The 22,937-nt window shown below is 72.7% G+C and carries 27 protein-coding genes; 16 read left to right on the top strand and 11 right to left on the bottom strand.

Annotated elements, in window-relative coordinates; genetic code table 11:
• The first annotated feature begins 2 nt into the window (after positions 1-2).
• Together ACZ6EG_RS13975 and ACZ6EG_RS13970 are read left to right on the top strand one after the other, a co-directional pair.
• Positions 3-473, top strand: a complete 471-nt coding sequence (locus ACZ6EG_RS13975; RefSeq protein WP_469604987.1) for a GtrA family protein — start codon at positions 3-5, stop codon at positions 471-473.
• On the top strand, positions 461-1,399 hold the full coding sequence (locus tag ACZ6EG_RS13970) for a YihY/virulence factor BrkB family protein (protein ID WP_391969858.1): 939 nt from the start codon (positions 461-463) through the stop codon (positions 1,397-1,399). Before ACZ6EG_RS13975 ends, ACZ6EG_RS13970 begins: the two co-directional genes overlap by 13 nt.
• Here ACZ6EG_RS13970 and ACZ6EG_RS13965 read toward each other — a convergent pair.
• Positions 1,347-2,627, bottom strand: coding sequence for a D-alanyl-D-alanine carboxypeptidase family protein (locus ACZ6EG_RS13965; protein WP_391969857.1), 1,281 nt, complete (start codon positions 2,625-2,627; stop codon positions 1,347-1,349). The two genes, ACZ6EG_RS13970 and ACZ6EG_RS13965, sit on opposite strands and share 53 nt — an antisense overlap.
• 91 nt (positions 2,628-2,718) lie before the next feature.
• Here ACZ6EG_RS13965 and ACZ6EG_RS13960 point away from each other — a divergent pair, with 91 nt between their 5' ends.
• Both ACZ6EG_RS13960 and ACZ6EG_RS13955 read left to right on the top strand, forming a co-directional pair.
• Complete coding sequence (locus tag ACZ6EG_RS13960; RefSeq protein WP_391969856.1) at positions 2,719-2,958, top strand: SCO4848 family membrane protein; 240 nt, start codon at positions 2,719-2,721, stop codon at positions 2,956-2,958.
• Positions 2,959-2,994: 36 nt separating this feature from the next.
• Entirely contained in the window at positions 2,995-4,359 is a 1,365-nt protein-coding gene (locus tag ACZ6EG_RS13955; RefSeq protein WP_469604434.1) for a metallophosphoesterase, read from the top strand.
• Here the strand turns inward: ACZ6EG_RS13955 and ACZ6EG_RS13950 are convergent.
• From ACZ6EG_RS13950 to ACZ6EG_RS13935, 4 genes are all read right to left on the bottom strand, one after another.
• Positions 4,345-5,121 carry a TetR/AcrR family transcriptional regulator gene (locus tag ACZ6EG_RS13950; RefSeq protein WP_469604431.1) on the bottom strand — a complete coding sequence of 259 codons (777 nt, stop codon included), beginning with the start codon at positions 5,119-5,121 and terminating at the stop codon, positions 4,345-4,347. The two genes, ACZ6EG_RS13955 and ACZ6EG_RS13950, sit on opposite strands and share 15 nt — an antisense overlap.
• A gap of 11 nt (positions 5,122-5,132) precedes the next feature.
• Positions 5,133-5,615, bottom strand: coding sequence for a thiol-disulfide oxidoreductase DCC family protein (locus ACZ6EG_RS13945; RefSeq protein WP_391969853.1), 483 nt, complete (start codon positions 5,613-5,615; stop codon positions 5,133-5,135).
• Positions 5,616-5,619: 4 nt separating this feature from the next.
• Positions 5,620-6,027: a hypothetical protein gene (locus tag ACZ6EG_RS13940; protein ID WP_356601976.1), complete on the bottom strand. Its 408-nt coding sequence runs from the start codon at positions 6,025-6,027 to the stop codon at positions 5,620-5,622.
• A 122-nt stretch (positions 6,028-6,149) separates the two neighbouring features.
• Positions 6,150-6,560 (bottom strand): VOC family protein, encoded by a 411-nt coding sequence (locus tag ACZ6EG_RS13935; protein ID WP_391969852.1) that lies wholly within the window; start codon positions 6,558-6,560, stop codon positions 6,150-6,152.
• A 167-nt stretch (positions 6,561-6,727) separates the two neighbouring features.
• Here ACZ6EG_RS13935 and ACZ6EG_RS13930 point away from each other — a divergent pair, with 167 nt between their 5' ends.
• The 3 genes from ACZ6EG_RS13930 (at position 6,728) to ACZ6EG_RS13920 (ending at position 8,103) form a co-directional block, all read left to right on the top strand.
• Positions 6,728-7,177 carry a TM2 domain-containing protein gene (locus ACZ6EG_RS13930; protein ID WP_391969851.1) on the top strand — a complete coding sequence of 150 codons (450 nt, stop codon included), beginning with the start codon at positions 6,728-6,730 and terminating at the stop codon, positions 7,175-7,177.
• Positions 7,170-7,589, top strand: a complete 420-nt coding sequence (locus tag ACZ6EG_RS13925; RefSeq protein ID WP_469604426.1) for a DUF2752 domain-containing protein — start codon at positions 7,170-7,172, stop codon at positions 7,587-7,589. The genes ACZ6EG_RS13930 and ACZ6EG_RS13925 overlap by 8 nt, the downstream gene beginning before the upstream one ends.
• A 247-nt stretch (positions 7,590-7,836) precedes the next feature.
• The gene (locus tag ACZ6EG_RS13920; protein ID WP_356601983.1) at positions 7,837-8,103 is read left to right on the top strand and encodes a TM2 domain-containing protein; all 267 of its coding nucleotides are present in this window, start codon (positions 7,837-7,839) and stop codon (positions 8,101-8,103) included.
• 98 nt (positions 8,104-8,201) lie between these two features.
• Here the strand turns inward: ACZ6EG_RS13920 and ACZ6EG_RS13915 are convergent, their stop codons facing one another.
• The 5 genes from ACZ6EG_RS13915 to ACZ6EG_RS13895 form a co-directional block, all read right to left on the bottom strand.
• Positions 8,202-8,975 carry a succinate dehydrogenase iron-sulfur subunit gene (locus tag ACZ6EG_RS13915; protein WP_053136005.1) on the bottom strand — a complete coding sequence of 258 codons (774 nt, stop codon included), beginning with the start codon at positions 8,973-8,975 and terminating at the stop codon, positions 8,202-8,204.
• Positions 8,975-10,729, bottom strand: a complete 1,755-nt coding sequence (gene sdhA / locus ACZ6EG_RS13910; protein ID WP_356601985.1) for a succinate dehydrogenase flavoprotein subunit — start codon at positions 10,727-10,729, stop codon at positions 8,975-8,977. The genes ACZ6EG_RS13915 and sdhA overlap by 1 nt, the downstream gene beginning before the upstream one ends.
• A gap of 19 nt (positions 10,730-10,748) precedes the next feature.
• Positions 10,749-11,237, bottom strand: a complete 489-nt coding sequence (locus tag ACZ6EG_RS13905) for a succinate dehydrogenase hydrophobic membrane anchor subunit (RefSeq protein WP_356601987.1) — start codon at positions 11,235-11,237, stop codon at positions 10,749-10,751.
• 5 nt (positions 11,238-11,242) lie between these two features.
• Entirely contained in the window at positions 11,243-11,623 is a 381-nt protein-coding gene (sdhC, locus tag ACZ6EG_RS13900; RefSeq protein ID WP_079030355.1) for a succinate dehydrogenase, cytochrome b556 subunit, read from the bottom strand.
• A 180-nt stretch (positions 11,624-11,803) separates the two neighbouring features.
• The gene (locus tag ACZ6EG_RS13895; RefSeq protein WP_391969849.1) at positions 11,804-12,379 is read right to left on the bottom strand and encodes a 2-oxo-4-hydroxy-4-carboxy-5-ureidoimidazoline decarboxylase; all 576 of its coding nucleotides are present in this window, start codon (positions 12,377-12,379) and stop codon (positions 11,804-11,806) included.
• Positions 12,380-12,660: 281 nt separating this feature from the next.
• Here ACZ6EG_RS13895 and ACZ6EG_RS13890 point away from each other — a divergent pair, with 281 nt between their 5' ends.
• The 8 genes from ACZ6EG_RS13890 to ACZ6EG_RS13855 all read left to right on the top strand — a co-directional run bounded on the left by ACZ6EG_RS13890 (position 12,661) and on the right by ACZ6EG_RS13855 (position 19,977).
• Positions 12,661-14,238 (top strand): beta-N-acetylhexosaminidase, encoded by a 1,578-nt coding sequence (locus tag ACZ6EG_RS13890; RefSeq protein WP_391970124.1) that lies wholly within the window; start codon positions 12,661-12,663, stop codon positions 14,236-14,238.
• A 125-nt stretch (positions 14,239-14,363) separates the two neighbouring features.
• Positions 14,364-14,879 (top strand): hypothetical protein, encoded by a 516-nt coding sequence (locus ACZ6EG_RS13885; RefSeq protein ID WP_469604420.1) that lies wholly within the window; start codon positions 14,364-14,366, stop codon positions 14,877-14,879.
• An 87-nt stretch (positions 14,880-14,966) separates the two neighbouring features.
• Complete coding sequence (locus ACZ6EG_RS13880; RefSeq protein WP_469604417.1) at positions 14,967-15,575, top strand: hypothetical protein; 609 nt, start codon at positions 14,967-14,969, stop codon at positions 15,573-15,575.
• Between the two features lie 165 nt (positions 15,576-15,740).
• Entirely contained in the window at positions 15,741-16,127 is a 387-nt protein-coding gene (locus tag ACZ6EG_RS13875) for a hypothetical protein (RefSeq protein ID WP_356602963.1), read from the top strand.
• A gap of 185 nt (positions 16,128-16,312) precedes the next feature.
• On the top strand, positions 16,313-16,930 hold the full coding sequence (locus ACZ6EG_RS13870) for an RNA polymerase sigma factor (protein WP_391969846.1): 618 nt from the start codon (positions 16,313-16,315) through the stop codon (positions 16,928-16,930).
• The gene (locus ACZ6EG_RS13865) at positions 16,927-17,763 is read left to right on the top strand and encodes a hypothetical protein (protein ID WP_469604414.1); all 837 of its coding nucleotides are present in this window, start codon (positions 16,927-16,929) and stop codon (positions 17,761-17,763) included. The genes ACZ6EG_RS13870 and ACZ6EG_RS13865 overlap by 4 nt, the downstream gene beginning before the upstream one ends.
• A gap of 385 nt (positions 17,764-18,148) precedes the next feature.
• Positions 18,149-18,811: an RNA polymerase sigma factor gene (locus ACZ6EG_RS13860; RefSeq protein ID WP_383641179.1), complete on the top strand. Its 663-nt coding sequence runs from the start codon at positions 18,149-18,151 to the stop codon at positions 18,809-18,811.
• Positions 18,811-19,977, top strand: coding sequence for a hypothetical protein (locus ACZ6EG_RS13855; protein WP_469604411.1), 1,167 nt, complete (start codon positions 18,811-18,813; stop codon positions 19,975-19,977). The genes ACZ6EG_RS13860 and ACZ6EG_RS13855 overlap by 1 nt, the downstream gene beginning before the upstream one ends.
• A gap of 209 nt (positions 19,978-20,186) precedes the next feature.
• Here ACZ6EG_RS13855 and ACZ6EG_RS13850 read toward each other — a convergent pair whose 3' ends face one another.
• Positions 20,187-21,032: a L,D-transpeptidase family protein gene (locus tag ACZ6EG_RS13850; RefSeq protein ID WP_391969843.1), complete on the bottom strand. Its 846-nt coding sequence runs from the start codon at positions 21,030-21,032 to the stop codon at positions 20,187-20,189.
• Positions 21,033-21,284: 252 nt separating this feature from the next.
• Here ACZ6EG_RS13850 and ACZ6EG_RS13845 point away from each other — a divergent pair, with 252 nt between their 5' ends.
• The gene (locus ACZ6EG_RS13845) at positions 21,285-22,865 is read left to right on the top strand and encodes an acyl-CoA mutase large subunit family protein (protein WP_391969842.1); all 1,581 of its coding nucleotides are present in this window, start codon (positions 21,285-21,287) and stop codon (positions 22,863-22,865) included.
• Positions 22,866-22,937: the final 72 nt, after the last annotated feature.

Below are 22,937 nucleotides of genomic sequence, written 5' to 3'. Positions count from 1 at the left end.
GCATCCCGGGCACCCGACGCGAGCTGGCCGGCTTCGCCGCCGCCGGTCTCCTCGCCTACGCGGTCGACCTCGGCCTCTTCACGCTCCTGCGCGGCCCGGCCGGCCTCGATCCGCTCACCGCCAAGACCCTGTCCTTCCTCGCCGGCTGCTCCGTGGCGTACGCGGGCAACGCGCTCGGCCCCTACCGGCACCGACGCCCGCGGGGCCTGCGCCCCTACGCCGTGTTCTTCGCCGTGAACGCCGCCGGCGCGGCCGTCCAACTGCTCTGCCTGGCGATCAGCCACTACGGCCTCGGCCTCACCTCGCAGCGTGCCGACACCGTCTCCGGGGCGGTCGTCGGCATGTTCCTTGCCACGCTTCTGCGTTTCTGGGGCACAAGGGCCCTGGTGTTCCGCGCCGGTCCCACGACCGGCGGCGCAGCGGGATCATGGAACGAGGGAACCGGGGGCAGGGTCGGATCATGGACTGGCTGAAGAAGCTCCCCGTCGTGGGGCCGTGGGTGGCACGGCTGATGACCACGCACGCCTGGCGGTCCTACGAGCGGCTGGACCGCGTGAAGTGGACGCGGCTGGCCGCCGCCATGACCTTCACCAGCTTCCTCGCGCTCTTCCCGCTGCTCAGCCTGGCCGCGGCCATCGCCGCCGCCACGCTCGGCAAGGAGCAGCAGGACCAGCTCCAGGACAAGATCGCTGAGCAGATCCCCGGCATCTCCGAGCAGCTGAACATCCAGGGCCTGATCGACAACGCCGGCACCGTCGGCCTCATCTCCGGCGCCCTGCTGCTGTTCACCGGCATCGGCTGGGTCGACGCCACCCGGGGCTGCCTGCGCGCCGTCTGGGAGCTGCCCGACGAGGAGGAGAACCCGGTCATGCACCGGGTCAAGGACGGGGGCGTCCTCGTCGGCCTCGGCGGCGCCCTCCTGGTCACCGTGGCCATCTCCACCGTCGCCTCGGCCCTCGTCGGCTGGATCATCCGCCAGCTCGGCATCCCCGAGGGCGGCTTCGGCGGGGTGCTGCTCTACATCGCCGCGATCGCCGTCGCCGTACTCGCCGACTTCCTCCTGCTGCTGTACGTCCTGACCCTGCTCCCCGGCGCCAAGCCGGAGCGCCGCCGCCTGGTGGTGGCCGCGCTGATCGGCGCGATCGGTTTCGAACTGCTGAAGCTGCTGCTGAGCGGCTACATGCAGGGCGTCGCCGCGAAGAGCATGTACGGCGCCTTCGGCGTCCCCGTCGCGCTGCTGCTGTGGATCAACTTCACCTGCAAGCTGGTGCTGTTCTGCGCCTCCTGGACGGCGACGGGCAGCAAGGAGCAGGAACTCGGCGACCAGGAGGACGGGGAGCAGGACGTCACGGGCGGGTCCGGCGACGGACCAGGTCCGGCAGCGGCCATTTCCGGTTGATCAGGAACACGCCGCCCGCGAGCAGCACCAGCAGTCCGCCGGCGATGCCGGCCGCGACGCCGACCCCGCTGGAGCCGTCGGCGGCCGGGGCGCCCGCCACCGGCTTGGTGCCCGCCGCGCCCTTCCCGGTGCCGCCGGCCTCCCCGACGGCGGTGTCGTCCGGCGCGGGGCTCGCCTGCGCGGCGCTCCTCGGCGGCACCAGCTCACCGACCGGCTCCACCTTGCCGGCCGCCTTGAAGCCCCAGTCGAACAGGCGGGCGGTCTCCTTGTAGACCTCGTTGTGCTCGTCCTTCGCCGGGTTCATGACCGTGACCAGCAGCACCTTGCCGCCCTGCTCGGCGACGCCGGTGAAGGTGGAGCCCGCGTTCGTGGTGTTGCCGTTCTTCACGCCCGCGATGCCCGGGTAGACGTCCACGTCCGAGTCGCCGGACAGCAGCCTGTTGGTGTTCTGGATCTCGAAGGGCTCGCGGGACGTCCTGCCCTTCTTGTCCTTCTTCGTCTCGCCCGGGAACTTGGCGCTCACCGTCGACGCGTACTCGCGGAAGTCCTTCTTCTGCAGCCCGGAGCGGGCGAACAGGGTCAGGTCGTACGCGGAGGAGACCTGCTCAGGGGCGTCGTAGCCGTCGGGGGTGACGACGTTCGTGTCGAGGGCCTGGAGCTCCTCGGCATGGTCGTTCATCTCCGCCACGGTGCTCTCGACGCCGCCGTTCATCGCGGACAGCACGTGCACGGCGTCGTTGCCCGAGCGCAGGAAGACGCCGAGCCACAGGTCGTGGACGGTGTAGGTCTCGTCCTCCTTGATGCCGACCATGCTCGACCCGGCGCCGACGTCCACCAGGTCGGAAGGGACGACCTTGTGCTTGGTCGACTTCGGCCACTTCGGCAGCAGCGTGTCCGCGAACAGCATCTTCAGGGTGCTCGCCGGGGCCAGCCGCCAGTGCGCGTTGTGCGCGGCGAGCACGTCGCCGGACTCGGCGTCGGCCACGATCCAGGAACGGGCGGTGAGGTCCTTCGGCAGCACCGGCACCCCGCCCGCCAGAGAGACCTGCGTGCCGGGCTTCCCGAGCCGCGCGCCGCCCACGGTCGACATCGACGCGGGCGGGGTGGCCGACGGGCTCGCCGAGGGATCCGGGGCGGCCAGTGCGCCGGGGGTGAGGGCGGCGAGAGCGGTCAGGGCGGCGGAGGCGACCGTCAGGGCGCGCCGGACGGTCTTCTTGGGTGCGGGCACGAGCGAGAACGTACCGCCCGCGACCGGCGCTGACCTAGCCCCCTCCCCACCCCGCGCACGGTTCCGGACACGGGGCGGCGATACTGAAGCCATGAAGCTCAGCCGCCCCGTCTCCTGGTTCCTGCTCACTTTCGGGGTGTGGAGCTGGATCATCTGGATCACTTTCGTCAAAAACCTGGTCAAGGACGGCAGCGGGCTCGCCTTCGAGGACGGCGACCCCACGGCGTACTTCTGGGTGCACCTGCTGCTCGCCGTCGTGTCCTTCGTATGGGGGACGGCCGTCGGGCTCATCGGGTTGCGCGGACTGCGCGCACTGCGCCGAACGTCATAGGCGTCGAGGACGTCACAACTGAGGGGAATCGACGGCATGGTGGTCGTCTTCGCGCTCGTCGCGCTGGCCGTGGTGAGCGTCCTCGTCACGGCGAACTGGTACATGTGGCGGCGCCTGTTCCGCGACACGACCCGGGCCCCCGGCCCGGTGCGCCGTATCGGCGCGGTGGTGATCGCCGGCGGCTGGGTGCTGGCGGTGGCCGCGCTGGTCGCCGAGCGCGCGGGCGCCCCCTTCTGGCTGCAACGCGTCCTGGCCTGGCCGGGCTTCCTGTGGCTGGCCCTGTCGATCTACCTGCTGCTGGCGCTGCTGGTGGGCGAGGTCGTCCGGCCGCTGCTGCGCCGGTTCCTGGAGCGGCGGGCGGCCCGGCGGACGACCGTGGGGGAGGCGGCGCCGGGAACGGCACCGGCGCCCGGCGCGGACGCCGAGCGCATACCGGCGGGGACGGCCCCGCGCGAGGAGGCCGCGACCGAGGAGGCCGCGCCCGTTTCCGGGCGGGGCGCCGGCCCGGACGCCGTCCCGCCCGGCACCGCGCCCGACGCCGGCTCCGGCGGCCGGCCCGAGAGCCCCCTGGCCCTCCCCTCCCGCCGTCTCTTCGTCTCCCGCGTCGTCGCCGGCGCAGCCGCCGCGGCGGCCGTGGGAACGGTCGGCGCCGGCACGTACGGCGTGCTGAACGGCCCGTCGGTGAAGCGGGTCACCGTGCCGCTGGCCAAGCTCCCGCGCGCGGCGCACGGCTACCGCATCGCCGTGGTCAGCGACATCCACCTCGGGCCGGTGCTCGGCCGGGGCTTCGCGCAGAAAGTCGTCGACACGATCAACGGCACGCAGCCCGACCTGATCGCCGTCGTCGGCGACCTGGTCGACGGCAGCGTGAAGGACCTCGGTCCGGCGGCCGCCCCGCTGGCCCAGCTGCGGGCGAGGGACGGCGCGTACTTCGTCACCGGCAACCACGAGTACTTCTCCGGTGCCGAGCAGTGGGTCGCCGAGGTGCGGCGGCTCGGCCTGCTCCCGCTGGAGAACGCCCGCACCGAGCTGCCCCACTTCGACCTGGCCGGTGTCAACGACGTGGCGGGCGAGCAGGAGGGCCAGGGCCCCGACTACGCCCGGGCCCTCGGCGACCGGGACCGGGCCCGCGCGTGCGTGCTCCTCGCCCACCAGCCGGTGCAGATCCACGACGCCGTCGACCACGGCGTCGACCTCCAGCTCTCCGGCCACACCCACGGCGGCCAGCTCTGGCCCGGCAACCTCATCGCGGGCGCGGCCAACCCGACCCTGGAGGGCCTGGAGCGCTACGGCGACACCCAGCTCTACGTCAGCCGCGGCGCCGGCGCCTGGGGTCCGCCCACGCGCGTGGGGGCGCCCTCGGACGTCACGGTGATCGAACTGGCCTCACTGCGGGCCTGAGGGGCCCGGCCCGGCGGCGTCCTCCGGGGGCGCCGCCTTCCTCGCCGGGTCCGGCAGCGCCTTGGTCATCCCGGGCAGGAAGTCCGTGAACAGCTCGTGCACCTCGCGCACCAGCGGGCGCAGCACCCGGAAGCGGGCCAGGGCCACACCCCGCGCGGTGAGCCGGGCGCCGCGCTCGGCGAGGCGGTAACTGCGCTCGCGCCCCTCGGTCCGGTCGAAGATCCAGTACAGGACCAGGCCCATCTGGGAGAGCCACATCAACTCCGGCAGGATGTCCCGCAGTTCCGCGGGCACCTTGGTCCTCGTCCCGGCCAGCACCGAGCGGTGCACGCTGATGGCCTCCACGCGCGCGTGCTCCGACTCCGGGGAGAAGGGGCTGAGCGGGCTGTCCGGATCGGCCGCGTTCTTGAAGAACTGCACCGCGAACTCGTGGTACGGCGTGGCGATGTCCAGCCAGACCTTCAGCACGCCCGCCAGCCGCGACTCCAGGTCGGTCTCCTTGGCCAGCACCTCCCGGACCGCCGCCTGGTGCTCGGCGGCGATCCGGTCGTAGAAGCCCTGGATCAGGTGCTCCTTGCCGGCGAAGTAGTAGTACGCGTTGCCGACGGAGACCCCGGCCTCCTGGGCGATGGCCCGCATGGTGGTCCGGTCGTAGCCGCGTTCCTGGAACAGCCGCATGGCCGTCTCCAGGATCAGCGCGCGGGTCTGCTCGGACTTGCTGAGGGGGGCGCCGTCGTCGGGGCCGTCGTTCTTCGCAGGCACGGGACCAGAGCCTAACGAGTGGCGCAGGTGCCGTCGCCACAGCCGGGTCCCGTGTACCTCCACCCGTGGCCGGGCTCGTAGACCCAGCCGTCGGCGCGGCGGTAGCCGTTGCCGCCCCACCGGCCCGCCTGGCGCCACTTGGCGGCGGCCAGCACGGCTCCCCTGGCCAGCTTCGCCCCGGCGGGCGTGCCGAGCCGGTGGGCGAGCGGCCGGTGCTCGCGCAGCGCCCACAGGACGACGATCCAGGCGGCGGCGCCCCGGTACACCTGCCCGGCGTCACCGACCACGGTGACCTCCTCCAGGGAGGTGCCGTGGTCGAGTCCGGGGAAGCGCCGGCGCGCCTGGTCCGACCCGGCCGGCACCAGCTCCAGCGGCACCAGCCGCGGCTGCCGCAGCAGCCAGTCCCGTACGTGGGTGCACAGGGAGCACTCGGCGTCGTAGAGGACGGTGAGCCGGCGCACGGGGGCGCCGGCCGTCCCGGGAGCGGGAGCCATCGGCTCAGGCCCCGGCCGTCGGGGCCACCCAGCCCTGCGGCGGGACCGGCGGTACCTGCTCCCGCTCCATCACTCCGCGCCGCCGGATGCGGTTGAGCACGTACACGTTGCCGAGGTGCATCACGCCGAGCACCAGCAGCACCACGCCGAGCTTCGTGGACAGGGCCTCGAAGACGCCCCGGGTGTCGGCGATGGTCTCGTCGCCGCTCAGGTAGAGGGCGACGAAGCCGAGGTTGACGAGGTAGAAGCCGACCACCAGGAGGTGGTTGACGGCGTCGGCGAGCTTCTCGTTGCCGTGCAGCACGTCGGCCAGGAAGACCCGGCCGTTGCGGCTGAGCGTGCGGGCCACCCAGATGGTCAGACCGATGCTGACCAGCAGGTAGATGACGTAGGCGATGACGGTGCGGTCCATGTCCCACCCCTTCTTGAACGCGTTCAAAACGCTGACGGGGAAGACTCTAGACCTGTTTTTGAACACGTTCAAGCGAGAGTCGGGGAGGGGCGGCGGGGGGGGGGGAGGGGCGGGGGTCGGCCTCAGGGGCGGCGGGCCAGCTCGGGCCGCTTGGAGTAGTCCGTGAGGCCGATGACGTTGCCCCAGGGGTCGGCGAACTCGACGGTCCAGCCGGTGGCGACGGAGAAGGGCTCGTCGAGCGGCTCCACCCCGGCGTCCCGTAGGGCCTGGGCGGCGGTGCGGGCGTCCGACACCTCCAGCCACACCCGCGCGGCGGGCCACAGCGGTGGCCGCCGCCCGAACTCCTCCTCGGCCCGCAGCAGGATGCCAGGGGTCTCGCCACCGGCCTTCAGCAGGGCGATCCCGGCCTCGTCGAGCCGGAAGGCGACCGGGAAGCCGGCCCGCTCGTAGAAGTCGACGGCCGCGCCGAGGTCCCCGACGGGCAGCAGGACGTTGTCGAACCCGAGCAGTTCGTACGACTCATGATCTGACATGACGTCACATTAGGTGTGCGGGGCGCGAACCGGTCGCAACCGGCGGCGGGGCGGCGGCGCGGTCACTCGCCCGGGCGGACGGCCCTGGCGGGCCCCGACTTCTCTTTGTCCTTCCGGTCCTGCAATATGACCGGCAGTTTCCCGCGACGTCCAGGAGTGACACCACTGTGAGCGAGCAGCCGCAGCAGCCGTCCCAGCCGCCCGGTTACGGCTACCCGAACCAGGGCTCCGGCCAGGCCGGTCAGGCCGGTCAGGCAGGCCCCTACGGCTACCCGCAGGGCGCCTACCAGCAGCCCGGCCAGCAGCCGCCGCCCGGCGGTTACCAGGCACCGGGCTACCAGCCGCCGCCCGGCTACTACGCCCCCGACCCCAACGTGCCCTTCGGCTACGACCCCTACGGCCGCCCGTACTCGGACAAGTCGAAGATCGTCGCCGGCATCCTCCAGCTCTTCCTCGGCTCCTTCGGCATAGGCCGCTTCTACGTCGGCAACGTCGGCATGGGCATAGCCCAGTTGCTCACCTGCGGCGGACTGGGCTTCTGGGCGCTGGTCGACGGCATCATCTACCTGGTCAGCAACGACCGTACGGACGCCCAGGGGCGGATCCTGCGTGGCTGACGTGGCGCGTCCCGCACCACCCGGGGCGCGGCGCCTGATCCGGCACCCCGCGGCGGCACCCCTGGCGGTGCTCGCCGCGGGCGTCGCGGGCGCCGCGTACCTGTGGGGCACCGACCCGCACGAGTCCGGGCACCTGCTGCCCCAGTGCCCCTTCCGCTTCGTCACCGGGCTGCTCTGCCCGGCCTGCGGCGGCACCCGCATGACGTACGACCTGATGCACGGTCACTTCGCCGCCGCCTGGCTGGACAACCGGGCCCTGCTGCTGGCCGCGCCCCTCGCGCTGGCGCTGTGGGGCCGTTGGACGGTGGAGGGACTGCGCGGTCGCCGCTACCGGCCGCGGCTCGCCCCGTGGGCGCAGGCGCTGATCCTGCTGACGGCGGTGGCCTGGACGGTCGTCCGCAACGTCGTGTGAGCACGGGTCGTGTGAGCACGGGTCACGTGAGCAGGCATCACGTGAGCGAGGATCACGAAATGGGAACGTTGGATCATAATATTTCCCAACCGCCCCGCCCGTCTCCTACGCTTCGTCACGCACAGGGGGGGACGGCCACGTCACTGACGTGAGCCGCCGTGCGTCGAGCGTGCGATCAGCGGTGTTCCCTCCTGGGCCGCCGGGGCCATCCGCCCCGGTCCGTCCCACGTCTTCCAGGAGCACCACCATGACCGTCCCCCCGAACGCCGCCGCTCCCTACGGTGTCGACCCGCAGGGCCGTCCGTACTCGGACAAGTCGAAGATCATCGCCGGTATCCTCCAGCTCTTCCTGGGCACCCTGGGTATCGGCCGCTTCTACGTGGGCTCCGTCGGCGTGGGTGTGGCCCAGCTGCTGACCTGCGGTGGCCTCGGCGTCTGGGCGCTGATCGACGGCATCATGTTCCTGGTCAGCAACGACCGCACGGACAAGGAAGGCCGCCCGCTGCGCGGCTGACGCCCCGTCGCCCGGCGGCTCGGCCGCCCGCGACGCGGAACGGCCGAGGGCCCCGATCGACGTGATCGGGGCCCTCGGCCGTGGCGGTCGCCGGCGGGTCAGAAGCGGCGCGTGATGAGCGCCCGCTTCACCTCCGCGATCGCCTTGGTGACCTCGATGCCGCGCGGGCAGGCGTCCGTGCAGTTGAAGGTCGTGCGGCAGCGCCAGACGCCGTCGCGGTCGTTCAGGATCTCCAGCCGCTGCTCGCCGGCCTCGTCGCGCGAGTCGAAGATGAAGCGGTGGGCGTTGACGATCGCCGCCGGGCCGAAGTACTGCCCGTCGTTCCAGAACACCGGGCACGAGGACGTGCAGGCGGCGCAGAGGATGCACTTCGTCGTGTCGTCGAAGCGCTCGCGGTCCTCGGCGGACTGCAGGCGCTCACGCGTCGGCTCGTTGGTGTCCTTCGTGATCAGGAAGGGCATCACGTCCCGGTACGCCTGGAAGAACGGCTCCATGTCGACGACCAGGTCCTTGAGGACCGTCAGGCCCTTGATGGCCTCGACCGTGATCGGCTTCTCGGGGTTGATGTCCTTGATCAGCGTCTTGCAGGCGAGCCTGTTCTTGCCGTTGATCCGCATGGCGTCCGAACCGCAGATGCCGTGCGCGCAGGAACGGCGGAAGGTGAGGCTTCCGTCCAGGTCCCACTTGATCTTGTGCAGCGCGTCGAGGACGCGCTCCTTCGGGTCGATCTCCAGCTGGAAGTCTTCCCAGGCCGCCTCCGCCGAGACCTCCGGGTTGAACCGCCGGACGCGGAAGGTGACCGTGATGTAAGGAGAGTCGGCGAAACCGGGCTCGGGGGCCTTGTCGCTCTTCTCCATGACAGGGGTAGCCATCAGTACTTACGCTCCATCGGCTGGTAGCGGGTCTGGACGACCGGCTTGTAGTCGAGCCGGATGGACTCGGCGCCGTCGTCGCCCACCTCGCGGTACGCCATGGTGTGGCGCATGAAGTTGACGTCGTCGCGGTTGGGGAAGTCCTCGCGGTAGTGACCGCCGCGCGACTCCTTGCGGGCGAGCGCGGACACCGCCATGACCTCGGCCAGGTCGAGCAGGTTGCCCAGCTCCACGGCCTCCAGCAGGTCGGTGTTGAAGCGCCGGCCCTTGTCCTGGATCGACACGTTCCGGTAGCGGGCGCGCAGCTCGCCGATCTTCTCGACGGCCGTCTTGATCGTCTGCTCGGTGCGGAACACCATGACGTTGGCGTCCATGCACTCCTGCAGCTCGCGGCGCAGCTCGGCCACCCGCTCGGTGCCGGTGGAGGCGCGCAGCCGCTCGATCTGCTCGACGACCAGGGACTCCGGGTTCTCCGGCAGCTCGACGAAGTCCGCCTTCTGGGCGTACTCCGCCGCCGCGATGCCGGCCCGCTTGCCGAAGACGTTGATGTCCAGCAGCGAGTTGGTGCCCAGGCGGTTGGCGCCGTGCACGGAGACGCAGGCCACCTCGCCGGCCGCGTACAGGCCCGGGACGACGGTGGTGTTGTCCGCGAGGACCTCACCCTCGACGTTGGTCGGGATGCCGCCCATGGCGTAGTGCGCGGTGGGCTGGATCGGGATCGGGTCCGTGTAGGGCTCGATGCCGAGGTAGGTCCGCGCGAACTCCGTGATGTCGGGCAGCTTGGCGTCCAGCTGCTCCGGCGGGAGGTGGGTGAGGTCCAGGTAGACGTGGTCGCCCTCGGGACCGCAGCCGCGGCCCTCGCGGATCTCCGTGTAGATGGAGCGCGAGACGACGTCGCGCGAGGCGAGGTCCTTCATGACCGGCGCGTACTTCTCCATGAAGCGCTCGCCGTCCTTGTTGCGCAGGATGCCGCCCTCACCGCGGGCGCCCTCCGTCAGCAGGATGCCCATGCGCCAGATGCCGGTCGGGTGGAACTGGAAGAACTCCATGTCCTCCAGCGGCAGTCCGCGCCGGTACACGGCCGCCTGGCCGTCGCCGGTCAGCGTGTGCGCGTTGGAGGTCACCTTGAAGAACTTGCCGGTGCCGCCGGACGCGTAGATCACGGACTTCGCCTGGAAGACGTGGATCTCGCCGGTCGCCAGCTCGTAGGCCACCACACCGGCGGACTTCTTGACGCCGTCGACCTCGGTGATCAGCTGGTCCAGGACGTAGAACTCGTTGAAGAACTCCACGCCCTCCTTGACGCAGTTCTGGTACAGCGTCTGGAGGATCATGTGACCGGTGCGGTCGGCCGCGTAGCAGGAGCGGCGGACCGGGGCCTCGCCGTGGTTGCGGCTGTGACCGCCGAAGCGGCGCTGGTCGATCGTCCCGTTCGGCGTGCGGTTGAAGGGCAGGCCCATCTTCTCCAGGTCGAGGACCGAGTCGATGGCCTCCTTCGCCAGGATCTCCGCGGCGTCCTGGTCGACCAGGTAGTCACCGCCCTTGACCGTGTCGAAGGTGTGCCACTCCCAGTTGTCCTCCTCCACGTTGGCCAGCGCGGCGGCCATGCCGCCCTGGGCGGCGCCCGTGTGGGAGCGGGTGGGGTAGAGCTTCGTCAGCACGGCGGTGCGGCTGCGCTTCGTCGACTCGATGGCCGCGCGCATGCCGGCGCCACCGGCGCCGACGATGACGGTGTCGTACTTGTGTACCTTCATGATTTTCGCAGCCCCGTGCCTAGCGGATGTTCGGGTCGAAGGTGAAGATCACCAGCGTGCCCAGCAGGATGGTGAACACCGTGGCGGTGTAGAGCAGGCCCTTGAGCCACAGGCGGGTGTTCGGGCGCTCCGCGTAGTCGTTGATGACCGTGCGCAGGCCGTTCGTGCCGTGCAGCATCGCCAGCCAGAGCATCAGGAGGTCCCAGACCTGCCAGAACGGCGAGGCCCAGCGGCCCGCCACGAAGGCGAAGCCGATCTTCGAGACGCCGCCGTCCAGCACCAGCTGGATGAGCAGGTGTCCGATGACCAGGACGACCAGCACCACGCCGGACAGGCGCATGAACAGCCAGGCGGCCATCTCGAAGTTGCCGCGCGTGGACTTCGGGGACTTCTTGGTCCGCTTGCGGGGCGGCTCGATCAGCGGCGCCGGGTTGTCCACGGTGTAGACCGAGGCGCCCGCGCCCTCGACGGGGCCGATGCCGGAGGGGGTGGTTTCAGTGGTCGACATGTGCGTCAGCTCCCGAACAGTTCACGAGCGGCGTGGCCGAGGACGGGGTAGATCGCCCCGACCATGAGCACGACCCACAGGGCGACGACGGTCCAGAGCATCTGCTTCTGGTAGCGGGCGCCCTTGACCCAGAAGTCGACGGCGATGACACGCAGGCCGTTGAGCGCGTGGAACAGGATGGCGGCGACGAGGCCGTACTCCAGCAGCGCGACGATCGGCGTCTTGTACGTGGCCACGACGGTGTCGTAGGCCTCGGGGGACACCCGCACGAGAGCGGTGTCCAGCACGTGAACGAACAGGAAGAAGAAAATGAGGACGCCGGTGACTCGATGAGCCACCCAGGACCACATTCCTTCCCGGCCGCGGTACAGCGTTCCAGCCGGCACGGAAGTTTCCTCCGGGAGCGGTGATTGGGGCCGCGCCGGCTTTCCTTGTCGGTCGGGCCCGGCCGGGTACGGTCCACCGGCCCCCAGCATCGTAGCGACGGTTGCCTGCGGCGCTTACGGGGGGCCTGCTTGTGTGATCAAAGTTGCACTCAAAGGAGCAGTGGGATGACCGCGGGGCGGCTACCGGGCCGGGGGCTCCGGCAGGTTGGCCGGGCGCGGACCGTCCGTTTCCGGCCCGGCCTGTGCGGCGCGGCCGCCGAGGTCACCGCCCCGGGCCCCGGTGAGCCGGGCCAGCCGGCCCCTGGCCAGGAGGCGCAGCTCCTCCAGCGCGATCAGCCGCTCCTCGTCGGGATCGTTCGCCAATCGTGACCGGATGCCGGTCAGTACGTGGTTCACGGCCTCGGCCGCCGCCAGGCCGTCCAGACAGATGGCGAACACGTGTCCGAAGCGCGCCTCGTACGCCGCGTACCCCGCGCCCAGGGCGGTGTGCGCCGCCGCGTACGTGTCCTCGGGGAGCGGGGGCAGCGTCTCCGCCGCCAGGGCCTCCGCCAGATCGTCCGGGGAGAGGTCGTACGCCGCCTCGTCCGCGGCCGCCAGCAGGGACGGCAGGTCGGGATAGGGGCGGTGGGAGGTCAGGCGCTCGGCCCACCAGGCGCTGTTCAGGCAGGTCAGGAGCGCGGCGACGGCCTCCTCGGCCGGGGCGGTGTTGAAGCGCTCCAGCGAGGAGGGCGGGACCGGTGCGGCGCGGGTTTGCACCGGTACCGGTGGGGCCACTCGGCCGGGGAGGTCGGGAAGACGGTGCGCAGGCAGCGTGGGTCCTCGTGGGCGTCACGTGTGTGTCGGCAGGGGATTGTGCGAAAGATGTGGCGTCACGTTATCGAGTGACGGCATGGCGTGTCCGTCCGATGCCCGAATTTCACCTGAACGGGAGAGTTTCAGAACATGTGGTGGACGCATGGTGAGGCTCATGACCCTAGGTTGGCGATGTGAGCGAGCACGCACGCCGGTCACCGGCGCACAGAGTCAGGCAGCGGGCCGTGATCGCCGGCACGGTGGTCGCCGCCCTCGGCGTGGGAGTGGGCCTGTGGGCCACCGACGGTGACGGGGACGGCGAGGGCGGGGCCCCGGCGGCGCGGTCCTCCGGCGAGGCGGCCGCACCCGCCACCTCGCCCAGCCCCAGCCGCTCCTACGCCCTGTCGAAGGAGCCGCGCACCATACCCGCGGTGCGCGAGCACACCCCGGCCCGCGGTCCGGGCTGGCAGCCGGAGAAGGCGCACCGCGTCGTCGTCGCCGACCCCGGCCTCGCCGACGAGGGGCGTCAGACCGCCGCCGAGCTGGGGCTCACGTACGCGGGGGAGAAGGACGACGAACGCGCCGGCGACCTGCTGCTGGACGTCCGGCAGGACAAGGGCGCGAACCCGGAGTCGTACACCATGACGGTGCGCGACGGCCGCGTCACCGTCACCGGTCCGGCCGAGGCCGGCGTCTACTACGGCACCCGGACCCTGAAGCAGGCCGTGGACGGCGGCGGCACCGCGCCGGAGGGCGTGGTGAAGGACGAGCCGGCCAAGCCGAAGCGCGGCCTCTCGCTCGACATCGCCCGCAAGCACTACGACGCCGACTGGATCAAGGACCGGATACGCGAGCTGGGCGACCTGAAGTTCAACGAGCTGGGCCTGCACTTCTCCGACGACCAGGCCTTCCGCATCGAGTCCGACTCGCACCCCGAGATCGTCTCGGACGACCACCTGACCAAGGCCGAGATGAAGGAGATCATCGATCTCGCCGCCTCGCGCCACATCACCGTCGTCCCCGAGATCGACTCGCCCGGCCACCTCGGCGCCGTGCTCGCCGCCCACCCGGACCTCCAGCTGCGCAACGCGCAGGGCACGCCCACCCGGGGCGCGATCGACATCTCCAAGCCCGAGGCCGCCGAGATCGTCGACGACCTGCTGAACGAGTACGCCGACCTCTTCCCCGGCACCCAGTTCCACCTGGGCGCCGACGAGTATCAGGCGCTCGTGGTCTCCGACCCCGAGGCGTCCTACCCGACGCTGGCCGCCGCCGCCCGCGAGGCCTACGGCCCCGGAGGCACCGTCGCCGACCTCACCACCGGCTGGCTCAACGGCCGCGCGAAGACGGTGCAGGCCCACGACCGCGTCCCGCGCGCCTGGAACGACGGGTTCTTCAAGGACACCTCCGTCGAGCCCTCGAAGGACATCAAGGTCGCCTACTGGACCGGCAAGGAGATCGGCGCCCGCCCGCCCACCGAGTACCTCGCCGAGGGGCGCCAGGTCATCAACTACAACGACGAGTTCCTCTACTACGTCCTCGGCGAGCCGCAGACCTTCGTCTACCCGACCGGCGAGCGCATCTACGAGCAGTGGACCCCGCGCGTCATCCGCGGCACCACGCCGGTCGACGCCCGGTACGACGACCAGATCCTCGGCGGCGGCTTCGCGGTCTGGGGCGACATCCCGAGCGCCCAGACGCAGGCGCAGGTCGCCGAGGGCATCCGGCTGCCGCTGGCGGCGACGGTCCAGAAGCTCTGGGACCCGGGCGAGCCCGAGCTGTCCTGGGCGGAGTTCAGGTCGCTGGCGGACCGGCTCGACTGAGCCGGTCCGCCCCGGGGGCCGGACGCCCGGCCGGGACGGGAGTTGCCGGATACGGCTGCGCACTCCCGTACGGCTGTGGTGGTCTTTTCGGGCGAGCCGAACCGAGACGCCGGGGGGACCGGGACATGGGCTACTGGGGGTACTACGTCGTGGGCCGCGCCGAGCGGCCGCTCGCGGAGCTGGAGGCGCTGTCGGGCGCCGCGGACATGACCCTGCGTCTGACGGCGCCGGACGGCTGGCAGGTGTGGGAGTTCCCGGGCGGCGACGGAGACGTCGGGAACATGAACGACCTGGCCGCGCAGACCGGCGCGCCCGCGCTGTTCGGGTACGTCATGGACAGCGACTGCGTGGTCGTGGAGGCCGCGGCGCCGGAGAGCGGGGCGTGGACGACCTGTCTGGCGCGGTCCGCGATGGCCGGGTACCTGGGCGCCGAGAAGAAGGGACTCACGCTGGAGGACTACTTCCTGGAGCCCCGCGACGCCGCCGAGCGGGCCGTTGCCTGGGCCGCCGAGGCGGGGCGCACCGCGGATGCCGGGGAGTTGGCGGAGGTGCTGTCGGCGGACCCGGACCCGGCGACCGGTCCGGTGGCCGAAAACCTCTTCTTCCGCTTCCTCGACCGGCTGGGCGCAGTGCCCCTGTGACACTCCCGGGCCGTCGCACGCAGTAAGGGAAAGTGCGGGCTCCGTGCTGGTGGGCGGGCCGGAGTAGGAGCGACAGGGAGGCACCGGATGAGCCTGGTGGAACTGATCACGCGGGCCGACGCACGCGGACTCGCCGGAAGCGGACTGGCTTGTTTGGATCGTTGCGTTCCCTTGTTGGACGGCGACGACGAGGTCCTGAGACCGCTGTGGGCGGCCCTCGCCGAGACCGGGCAGGACGCCGACGACGCCGACGACGCCGACGGCGGGGACGGCTGGGCCCAGGGGCTGGCACGGGTGCGCGAGCGGCTCGCCGGCCCCGACGCCTCCGGTGAGGACGAGGCGGTGCTGCTGGTCCGCCGGATGCTGGCCGCCGTACCGGACACGTGCTCCGGCGCGCGGATACGGGTGTGGGCCGACGCCTGTTCGGTCGCCTCGCTCCGCGTCCACCGGCTCCTCGACCCCGTCGCGGACCCCGGCGGCGGCCTCGGCCGGGAGAACTCCGCGGGCGGCCTTGCGCAGGACCGTACGGAGGGCCTCTCACCGCTCGTCGCCGCCGAACTGCGCCGCCAGATCATCGTCCTTGAGGTGCTCGCCGGTCACGGCCCCGCCGGGCTGCGCCGGGCCGTGGAGGTCTCCACGGAGGGCCGCCGGGTGCTGCGCGCGGTGGTCTCCCGCCGGGCCCGCGGCCGGGGCTGACCCTCCGGCGGCCTGTGGCCGTCGTGCGGGGAAGGTGCGGCGGCGGTGCGACGGACGTGACGGACCTGGGGCGGTCCTGCGCCGGTTGCGGAACGGGCGGCGGACGTGTGTGACGAAACGCCGCCCGGCGGCGCTCTAGCCGATGTGACTACTGTGACCAGCGGATTGACGACCCAGCAGGAGAACCGGCCGTCGGCCGCCGCCAAGCCGGTGCGGTGGGCGGCGGACGCGGTGGCCACGATGCGCGAGGGCGCCCGGCTCCGCCTGGACTACTCGGCGCAGAGCCTGTGGCGCGTGGACCGGGTGATAGACGGCATCCGGCGCGAGGGACCGCCGTACGCCGCCGTGGAGACTGCACTGCGCGGACTCGGCGCCTACGCGGGCGAGGTGATCGTGCGCCGGAGCGGCGGCGAGTGGTGGGCCGCGGGCGGGGACCACTGGGTCCGCACCCCCGACGGCCGCCTGTGGGACCCGATCGACGAGGCCCGCCGCTGCTTCGCCGGCGACGGTTCGCTGCGGCTGCTGTGCCGGGACGCGACGGCGGACGGCTGACCGGGGCGACGGGCCCGCGCCGATCCGACGTCCCGTCCCCCGGACCGGCGGGGCGAGGGGAACGGCCAGACCGCGTGCCGGTCCCGGCGCGTTTCCTGTGACACTTCCGTGCGCGCCCACGCTGATGACGGTGGGGGCGGGCTCACCCGAGCACGCGGAGGACTCGGTACGGACGAGGACGGTTCTTGGGCCAGCGAGGGGAAGCCCGCCGCGTTCAGGCGTACGACGGGGAACTGGGCGCGGCCGTCGCGCGGGCCCAGGAGGGTGACGAGGCCGCCTTCGCGGTCGCCTACCGGATCGTGCAGCCCGGCCTGCTGGGCTACCTGCGCGGACTCGTCGGCGACGACGCCGAGGACGTCGCCTCGGACGCCTGGCTGGAGATAGCCCGCGACCTGCGGCGCTTCCGGGGCGACGGGGCGGGCTTCCGGGGCTGGACGGCGACGATCGCCCGGCACCGGGCGCTGGACCACCTGCGGCGCCAGAAGGTGCGCCCCCGGCCGAGCGCGCTGGAACAGGACGTACTGGACCTGCCAGGCCCGCACTCCACACCCGACCAGGCGCTGGAGACGCTGTCCACGGAGGCCGCCCTGGCGCTGGTCTCCGGGCTGCCGCGCGACCAGGCCGAGGCCGTGCTCCTGCGGGTCGTCGTCGGCCTCGACGGGCCGTCCGCCGCCCGGGTGCTCGGCAAGCGTCCGGGCGCGGTGCGGACCGCGACGTACCGGGGGCTGAAGCGGCTGGCCCGGCAACTCGGAACCGGCGGTGTGACGGACGAGGCGCCCAGGGCGCTGGGGGAGTCGACATGACGGGCGCCCACGGCGGCGGCCCGGCGGACCGGGCGGGAACGGGGGCGGACATGGACGCACGGCACGGCGACGGCGGCGCCGGCCGCACCGTCCCCCGGACCGCCGCGCCCGCCACCCCGGCAACGGAGGGGGTGCTCGCCGCCGCCCTGCGGGACGAGCGCGTCGGAGCCGAGGGCGAGCGGCGCGCCGTGGCCGCCTTCCGGGCGGCCCTCGACGCCCGGCCGGAGCGGGCCCCGCGCACCCGTCGGCGGGACGACTGGCGTCCCCGGGAGCGGTGCCGCGCACGGCGTTCGTCGAGGGCCGTGCTCTCGGTGCTGCTGGCGAGCCTCACCCTGGGAGGCGTCGCCTACGCGGCCATCGGCGGGAACGGTTTCCTGCCGGGCGCCTCCGGGCCGGACCGCGTCCGCCCCACCGCCGGCCCGGAGGGCACCGCGGAGCGGCGCACCGCCGACCCGCTCCCCGTCGTGCCGCTGCCCACCTCCACCGCACCCCGTGCCCCCGCGCCGCCCGGCCCCGGGGCCACCACCCCGGACACCGGGGCGGGCTGCCGTGCCCACCAGCGGCCGCGGGAACGCGGCAAGGCGCCGGACACCGAGGTCCAGCAGCGGCTCGCCGGGGTCGCGGACGGTGAGGAGGGCGGCGCGGCCCACTGCGCCGGCCGGGGCGCCCGGCAGACCACGCCGAGCGCCGCGTCCGGCCCGACCGCGCCGGGCCGGACGGGCACCGCCACCGGGCCGGGGCGGGCGCAGGGCAAGACCGACGGTGGTGGCGAGGGGACCGGGGCCGACGGGAGGACACGGCGGGCGGACCGGGCGGCGGGCGCCGGCGACTAGGACCCGCCCGGCAGTCCCCGGCCCCCGCGCGGGCGGCGGGCACGGCGGCCAAGGCAACGGCCGGGGCCGCCACCCCCCACAGGAGAGGCCCCGGCCGTCGCGCGGCACGGGCCGCGCGGCGGCCCGTACTTCCTACAGCGCCGCGACTGCGTTTTCTGTCACACCTTCTCGCGTCACGGCTTAGTTGCATCTTGTACGGCAAGGCGAGGAGGACATGGACGAGGAACGGTTTCTAGACGTAACGTGCCATTCGCGCCGATGAGCGGGGGACTGTCTCCCGCACCCGACCAGCGGTGGGCCACCGCGACCACACTCCTTGAGGAACCACGACGGCGAGTACCCGGTCCGCGAGAGCGGCGCCGGCTGAGGCGCAAAGAGAGGCTCGGTGCTGGGGGACGACGCGGAGCTGACCGCCGCGGTGCGTGCGGCACAGGGCGGGGACGAGACCGCGTTCCGGACCGTGTACCGCGCGGTGCAACCGCGCCTGCTGGGGTACGTGCGGACGCTGGTCGGCGATCCGGACGCCGAGGACGTGGCCTCCGAGGCCTGGCTCCAGATCGCCCGCGACCTGGAACGGTTCGACGGCGACGCCGACCGGTTCCGCGGCTGGGCCGCCCGCATCGCCCGCAACCGCGCGCTGGACCACATCCGGATGCGCGGACGCCGGCCCGCGGTCGGCGGCGACGAGACGGAACTGACCGGCAGGCCCGCCGAGTCCGACACCGCCGGCGAGGCCATCGAGGCCCTGGCCACCGACAGCACCCTCTCCCTCATCGCCCGGCTGCCCCAGGACCAGGCCGAGGCCGTGGTGCTGCGCGTGGTGGTGGGCCTCGACGCCAAGAGCGCCGCCGAGACGCTGGGCAAGCGGCCGGGCGCCGTCCGCACGGCCGCGCACCGCGGTCTGCGGCGCCTGGCCGAACTTCTCGGCGGCGATCCGGAATCGGGCGGCGGGCTCGACGCGCTGCCGCCCCAGCGAGAACCGCGCGGCCACGCGGTGACGTCCGCGAGTGTGACGCATACGCGTGCGCGGACGCAGAAGGACATGTGATGGCCGACGAGCAGGACAGGTGGCTGGACCGCGCGACGGCGGAGATCCTGCTGCGCGGAGAGTCACCGGAGGCTGTCGATCCCGCGGTCCGCGACCGGGCCGCACGACTCGCCGAGGCCCTCCGCGCACTGGCCGCCCCACCCGCGCCGACCAGCGGTGAACTCCCCGGCGAGGCCGCCGCGCTGGCCGCCTTCCGCACGGCGCGCGCCGAGCGGGCCGACGTGCCGGAGGGGACGCCGGCCCGCCCGGGGCGGGACACCTCGGCGGCGCCCTCCGATGCCGGGCTGGTCCGCATCGGTCCTCGCGGGAACGGTGCCGGGCGCGCCCGGTGGAACCGCCCGCTGCGCCTCGGTCTGGCCGCCGCGCTGACCGTGGGCATGGTCGGCGGGGTGGCAGTGGCGGCCGGAACCGGAGTTCTGACGACGCCCTTCGAGGGCTCCGGACCCGACCCCGCCGCGACCGTGTCGGCCGCCACGTCCTCCGACGGCCCGCCCGCCTCGCCCTCACCGTTGGACGGGGTGCAGGGCGGCGCCGGGCCCGGCCGGGACGGCGCCGAGGGCGGCGGCAGGGCCGGGGACCGCGACGCCGGCTCCGACGAGCGGGCGGCGGCGGGGGTCGGCGACGGGCGACCGGACCTGACCGCGGTCTGCCGTGAGGTGAGGGCCGGCGAGCATCTGGAGGGTGCGCGCGGGCGCGCGCTGAAGGAGGCGGCCGGGGGCGCGTCGCGCGTCGTCCTGTACTGCCGGAGCCTCCTGGCCCAGGCCGGCACGAGCGCCCAGGACCGCGACGGCGCGAGGGACGCCAAGGAGAACGGCCAGGCCCGGGAGATGACCCGGGAGCAGGACCCGTCGCGGAACGGCAAGGGCGGCAAGGGCGGTAGGGACGGAAAGAGCGGCAAGAGCCACAAGGGAAGCAAGAGCACCAAGAGCACCAAGAGCACCAAGAGCACGAAGGGTGACAGGGGCGGCAAGGACTCCGGGGATTCCCGAGAGGGCGAGGGTGGAGGGAGGGGCGGCGGCAAGGACGATGACGACGACCGCCACCGCCCGCTCCCGCCCGCCGGCCACCGGTACGACCCGCGCGCCCCCTCGGCCTTCGCGCCCTCGCCGCAGCAGCGGCCGGCCTTCCCGGCGCATGCCGTGCTCACTCTCGCGGAACCGGCCTGACCTGCGCTTTCACAGAGGCGCCGAACATTTCTCGCCGAGGGTGTGACACTTTCGGCCGCCCTGGCGCAGTAATGAGTGAGCCGACTGGTCATCGGCTTCCGCACCGAGCCGGGGTTCCCCCCGTACCTACGGCTCGTGCACCTCGGCGCGGGCGGGACACGTTCCCCCGGTCCCGTCCGCGCCCCATCCCCCTCCGGTTCCGCCCCGCCTCAGCGGTACACGACGACCTTGTCGCCGTCGCGCACCTGGGCGTAGAGGTCCGCGATCGCCGCCTCGTCCCGCACGTTGACGCAGCCGTGCGAGGCGCCGGCGTAGCCGTAGGCGGCGAAGTCCTCGGAGTAGTGGACGGCCTGGCCGCCGCTGAAGAACATCGCGTACGGCATGGCCGAGTCGTAGAGCGTCGAGACATGGTGGCGGGACTTCCAGTAGACGTGGAACACCCCCTCCCGGGTCGGTGTGTACTGCGAGCCGAAGCGCACCGGCAGCGTCGACAGGGTCCGTCCGTCGACCATCCAGCGCAGTGTCCGGCTCGACTTGCTGACGCACAGGACCCGGCCGGTCAGACAGCGCGGGTCGGGCGCGGCGGCCGGCTGCCCGCCCATCAGGTACAGCTCCCACCGGCCCGGCTCGCGCGTCATCCTGAGCAGCCGCTGCCAGGTGACGTCGTCGGTCCGCCCGGTCCGGGGCAGCCCGCGCTTGCCCTGGAAGCCGCTCACCGCGCGCTCGGTCAGGTCGTCGTACGTCCCGGTCGGACCGTCCACGAGCCACTCCACCTGACGCAGCCGCGCCTGGAGTTCGCGTACGTCCCGGCCGGTGTCGCCGCGCGTCCACAGCACCCGGGGCGCGGTGCGGACGGGCGGCGCACCGGACGGTTCGCCGGTCCCCGGCGCGTCCTCGGACGGTGCGCCCGTGACGTCGATGCGCACCGGTGAACGCCCCTTGCCGTCGGCGCCGGTGCCCTGCACGGTGCAGCCGCCCGCCACCAGTACGGCCCCCAGCGCCGCGGCGACCGCCCGGCCGGCACCCCCCGCGCTCCCCCTGCCCGTCCCGCGCATCGCGCCCCCCGTCGTCTCACCGCCTCGCCCGGACGTTCCCTGGGATGCTCCCCCCGAATCACGTGCCGCGAACGGCGGCGGCACCGTTGTGACCGGGACCGTAGGAGGGCTGTGAGCAAGGTCCCAGCGTGTGGCTCTCCACCGGGTGCACGCACGCCGATACAGTCCGTCGAGGGATCGGCCTGTACTGGCGAGTAACTGACGGGTAGTTCGAGCACCTTCGAACATGTGCTCAGCGGGAGGCATCACACCATGGCGCGCGAGTCTGAGTCCGGACTGCCCATCGAACCGGTCTACGGGCCCGACACCCAGGCGGACTGGAACCCGGCCGAGAAGCTCGGTGAGCCGGGGCAGTACCCGTTCACCCGGGGTGTGTACCCGTCGATGTACACCGGCCGGCCCTGGACGATGCGCCAGTACGCCGGTTTCGGCACGGCGACGGAGTCCAACGCCCGCTACAAGCAGCTCATCGCCAACGGCACCATGGGCCTGTCGGTCGCCTTCGACCTGCCCACCCAGATGGGCCACGACTCCGACGCGCCGATCGCGAGCGGCGAGGTCGGCAAGGTGGGCGTGGCGATCGACTCGATCGACGACATGCGGGTGCTGTTCGGCGGGATCCCGCTGGACCAGGTCTCCACCTCGATGACGATCAACGCCCCCGCCGCCCTGCTGCTCCTGCTCTACCAACTCGTCGCCGAGGAGCAGGGGGTCGGCGCCGACAAGCTCACCGGCACCATCCAGAACGACGTGCTGAAGGAGTACATCGCGCGCGGGACGTACATCTTCCCGCCCAAGCCCTCCCTGCGGCTGATCGCGGACATCTTCAAGTACTGCCGGGCCGAGATCCCGAAGTGGAACACCATCTCCATCTCCGGCTACCACATGGCCGAGGCGGGGGCCTCGCCCGCGCAGGAGATCGCCTTCACCCTCGCGGACGGCGTCGAGTACGTGCGCACCGCGGTCGCGGCCGGCATGGACGTCGACGACTTCGCGCCGCGCCTGTCCTTCTTCTTCGTGGCCCGCACGACGATCCTGGAGGAGGTCGCCAAGTTCCGCGCGGCCCGCCGGATCTGGGCGCGGGTGATGCGCGAGGAGTTCGGCGCGAAGAACCCCAAGTCGCTGATGCTGCGCTTCCACACGCAGACGGCGGGGGTGCAGCTGACCGCCCAGCAGCCCGAGGTCAACCTGGTCCGCGTCGCCGTGCAGGGCCTCGGCGCGGTGCTCGGCGGCACGCAGTCCCTGCACACCAACTCCTTCGACGAGGCCATCGCGCTGCCGACCGACAAGTCCGCGCGCCTCGCCCTGCGCACCCAGCAGGTGCTCGCCTACGAGACGGACGTGACGGCGACCGTCGACCCGTTCGCCGGGTCCTACGTCGTCGAGAAGATGACCGACGACGTCGAGGCGGCGGCGCTCGACCTGATGCGCAAGGTCGAGGACCTCGGCGGCGCGGTCAGCGCCATCGAGCACGGCTTCCAGAAGAGCGAGATCGAGCGCAGCGCCTACCGCATCGCCCAGGAGACCGACTCGGGCGAGCGGGTCGTGGTCGGCGTCAACCGCTTCCAGCTCGACGAGGAGGAGCCGTACGAGCCGCTCCGCGTCGACCCGGCCATCGAGGCCCAGCAGGCCGCCCGCCTCGCCGCGCTCCGCGCGGAACGCGACCAGCGGGCGGTGGACACCGCGCTCGCGGCGCTGAAGAAGGCCGCCGAGGGCGAGGACAACGTCCTGTACCCGATGAAGGACGCGTTGCGGGCGCGGGCGACGGTGGGCGAGGTGTGCAACGCGCTGCGGGAGGTCTGGGGGACGTACGTGCCCTCCGACGCCTTCTGATCCCGGGCGCCCCCGGCCTCCTTCTCGACGTCTGGAACACCCGCGCGGAGTGTCGCACCGCCGTGCGACACT

It is taken from the genome of Streptomyces sp. NPDC041968, from assembly GCF_055589025.1.
The sequence above is the reverse complement of the archived record's forward strand: the minus strand, read 5'-3'. Positions and strand labels throughout refer to the sequence as shown.

What these genes read in the sequence shown, in the direction of transcription:
- ACZ6EG_RS13970 (WP_391969858.1), top strand. Translation starts at nt 461, where the DNA reads ATGGACTGGCTGAAGAAGCTCCCCGTCGTGGGGCCGTGGGTGGCACGG.
- ACZ6EG_RS13960 (WP_391969856.1), top strand. Translation starts at nt 2,719, where the DNA reads ATGAAGCTCAGCCGCCCCGTCTCCTGGTTCCTGCTCACTTTCGGGGTG.
- ACZ6EG_RS13955 (WP_469604434.1), top strand. Translation starts at nt 2,995, where the DNA reads ATGGTGGTCGTCTTCGCGCTCGTCGCGCTGGCCGTGGTGAGCGTCCTC.
- ACZ6EG_RS13945 (WP_391969853.1), bottom strand. Translation starts at nt 5,615, where the DNA reads ATGGCTCCCGCTCCCGGGACGGCCGGCGCCCCCGTGCGCCGGCTCACC.
- ACZ6EG_RS13940 (WP_356601976.1), bottom strand. Translation starts at nt 6,027, where the DNA reads ATGGACCGCACCGTCATCGCCTACGTCATCTACCTGCTGGTCAGCATC.
- ACZ6EG_RS13935 (WP_391969852.1), bottom strand. Translation starts at nt 6,560, where the DNA reads ATGTCAGATCATGAGTCGTACGAACTGCTCGGGTTCGACAACGTCCTG.
- ACZ6EG_RS13920 (WP_356601983.1), top strand. Translation starts at nt 7,837, where the DNA reads ATGACCGTCCCCCCGAACGCCGCCGCTCCCTACGGTGTCGACCCGCAG.
- ACZ6EG_RS13915 (WP_053136005.1), bottom strand. Translation starts at nt 8,975, where the DNA reads ATGGCTACCCCTGTCATGGAGAAGAGCGACAAGGCCCCCGAGCCCGGT.
- sdhA (WP_356601985.1), bottom strand. Translation starts at nt 10,729, where the DNA reads ATGAAGGTACACAAGTACGACACCGTCATCGTCGGCGCCGGTGGCGCC.
- ACZ6EG_RS13905 (WP_356601987.1), bottom strand. Translation starts at nt 11,237, where the DNA reads ATGTCGACCACTGAAACCACCCCCTCCGGCATCGGCCCCGTCGAGGGC.
- ACZ6EG_RS13885 (WP_469604420.1), top strand. Translation starts at nt 14,364, where the DNA reads ATGGGCTACTGGGGGTACTACGTCGTGGGCCGCGCCGAGCGGCCGCTC.
- ACZ6EG_RS13880 (WP_469604417.1), top strand. Translation starts at nt 14,967, where the DNA reads ATGAGCCTGGTGGAACTGATCACGCGGGCCGACGCACGCGGACTCGCC.
- ACZ6EG_RS13865 (WP_469604414.1), top strand. Translation starts at nt 16,927, where the DNA reads ATGACGGGCGCCCACGGCGGCGGCCCGGCGGACCGGGCGGGAACGGGG.
- ACZ6EG_RS13855 (WP_469604411.1), top strand. Translation starts at nt 18,811, where the DNA reads ATGGCCGACGAGCAGGACAGGTGGCTGGACCGCGCGACGGCGGAGATC.
- ACZ6EG_RS13850 (WP_391969843.1), bottom strand. Translation starts at nt 21,032, where the DNA reads ATGCGCGGGACGGGCAGGGGGAGCGCGGGGGGTGCCGGCCGGGCGGTC.
- ACZ6EG_RS13845 (WP_391969842.1), top strand. Translation starts at nt 21,285, where the DNA reads ATGGCGCGCGAGTCTGAGTCCGGACTGCCCATCGAACCGGTCTACGGG.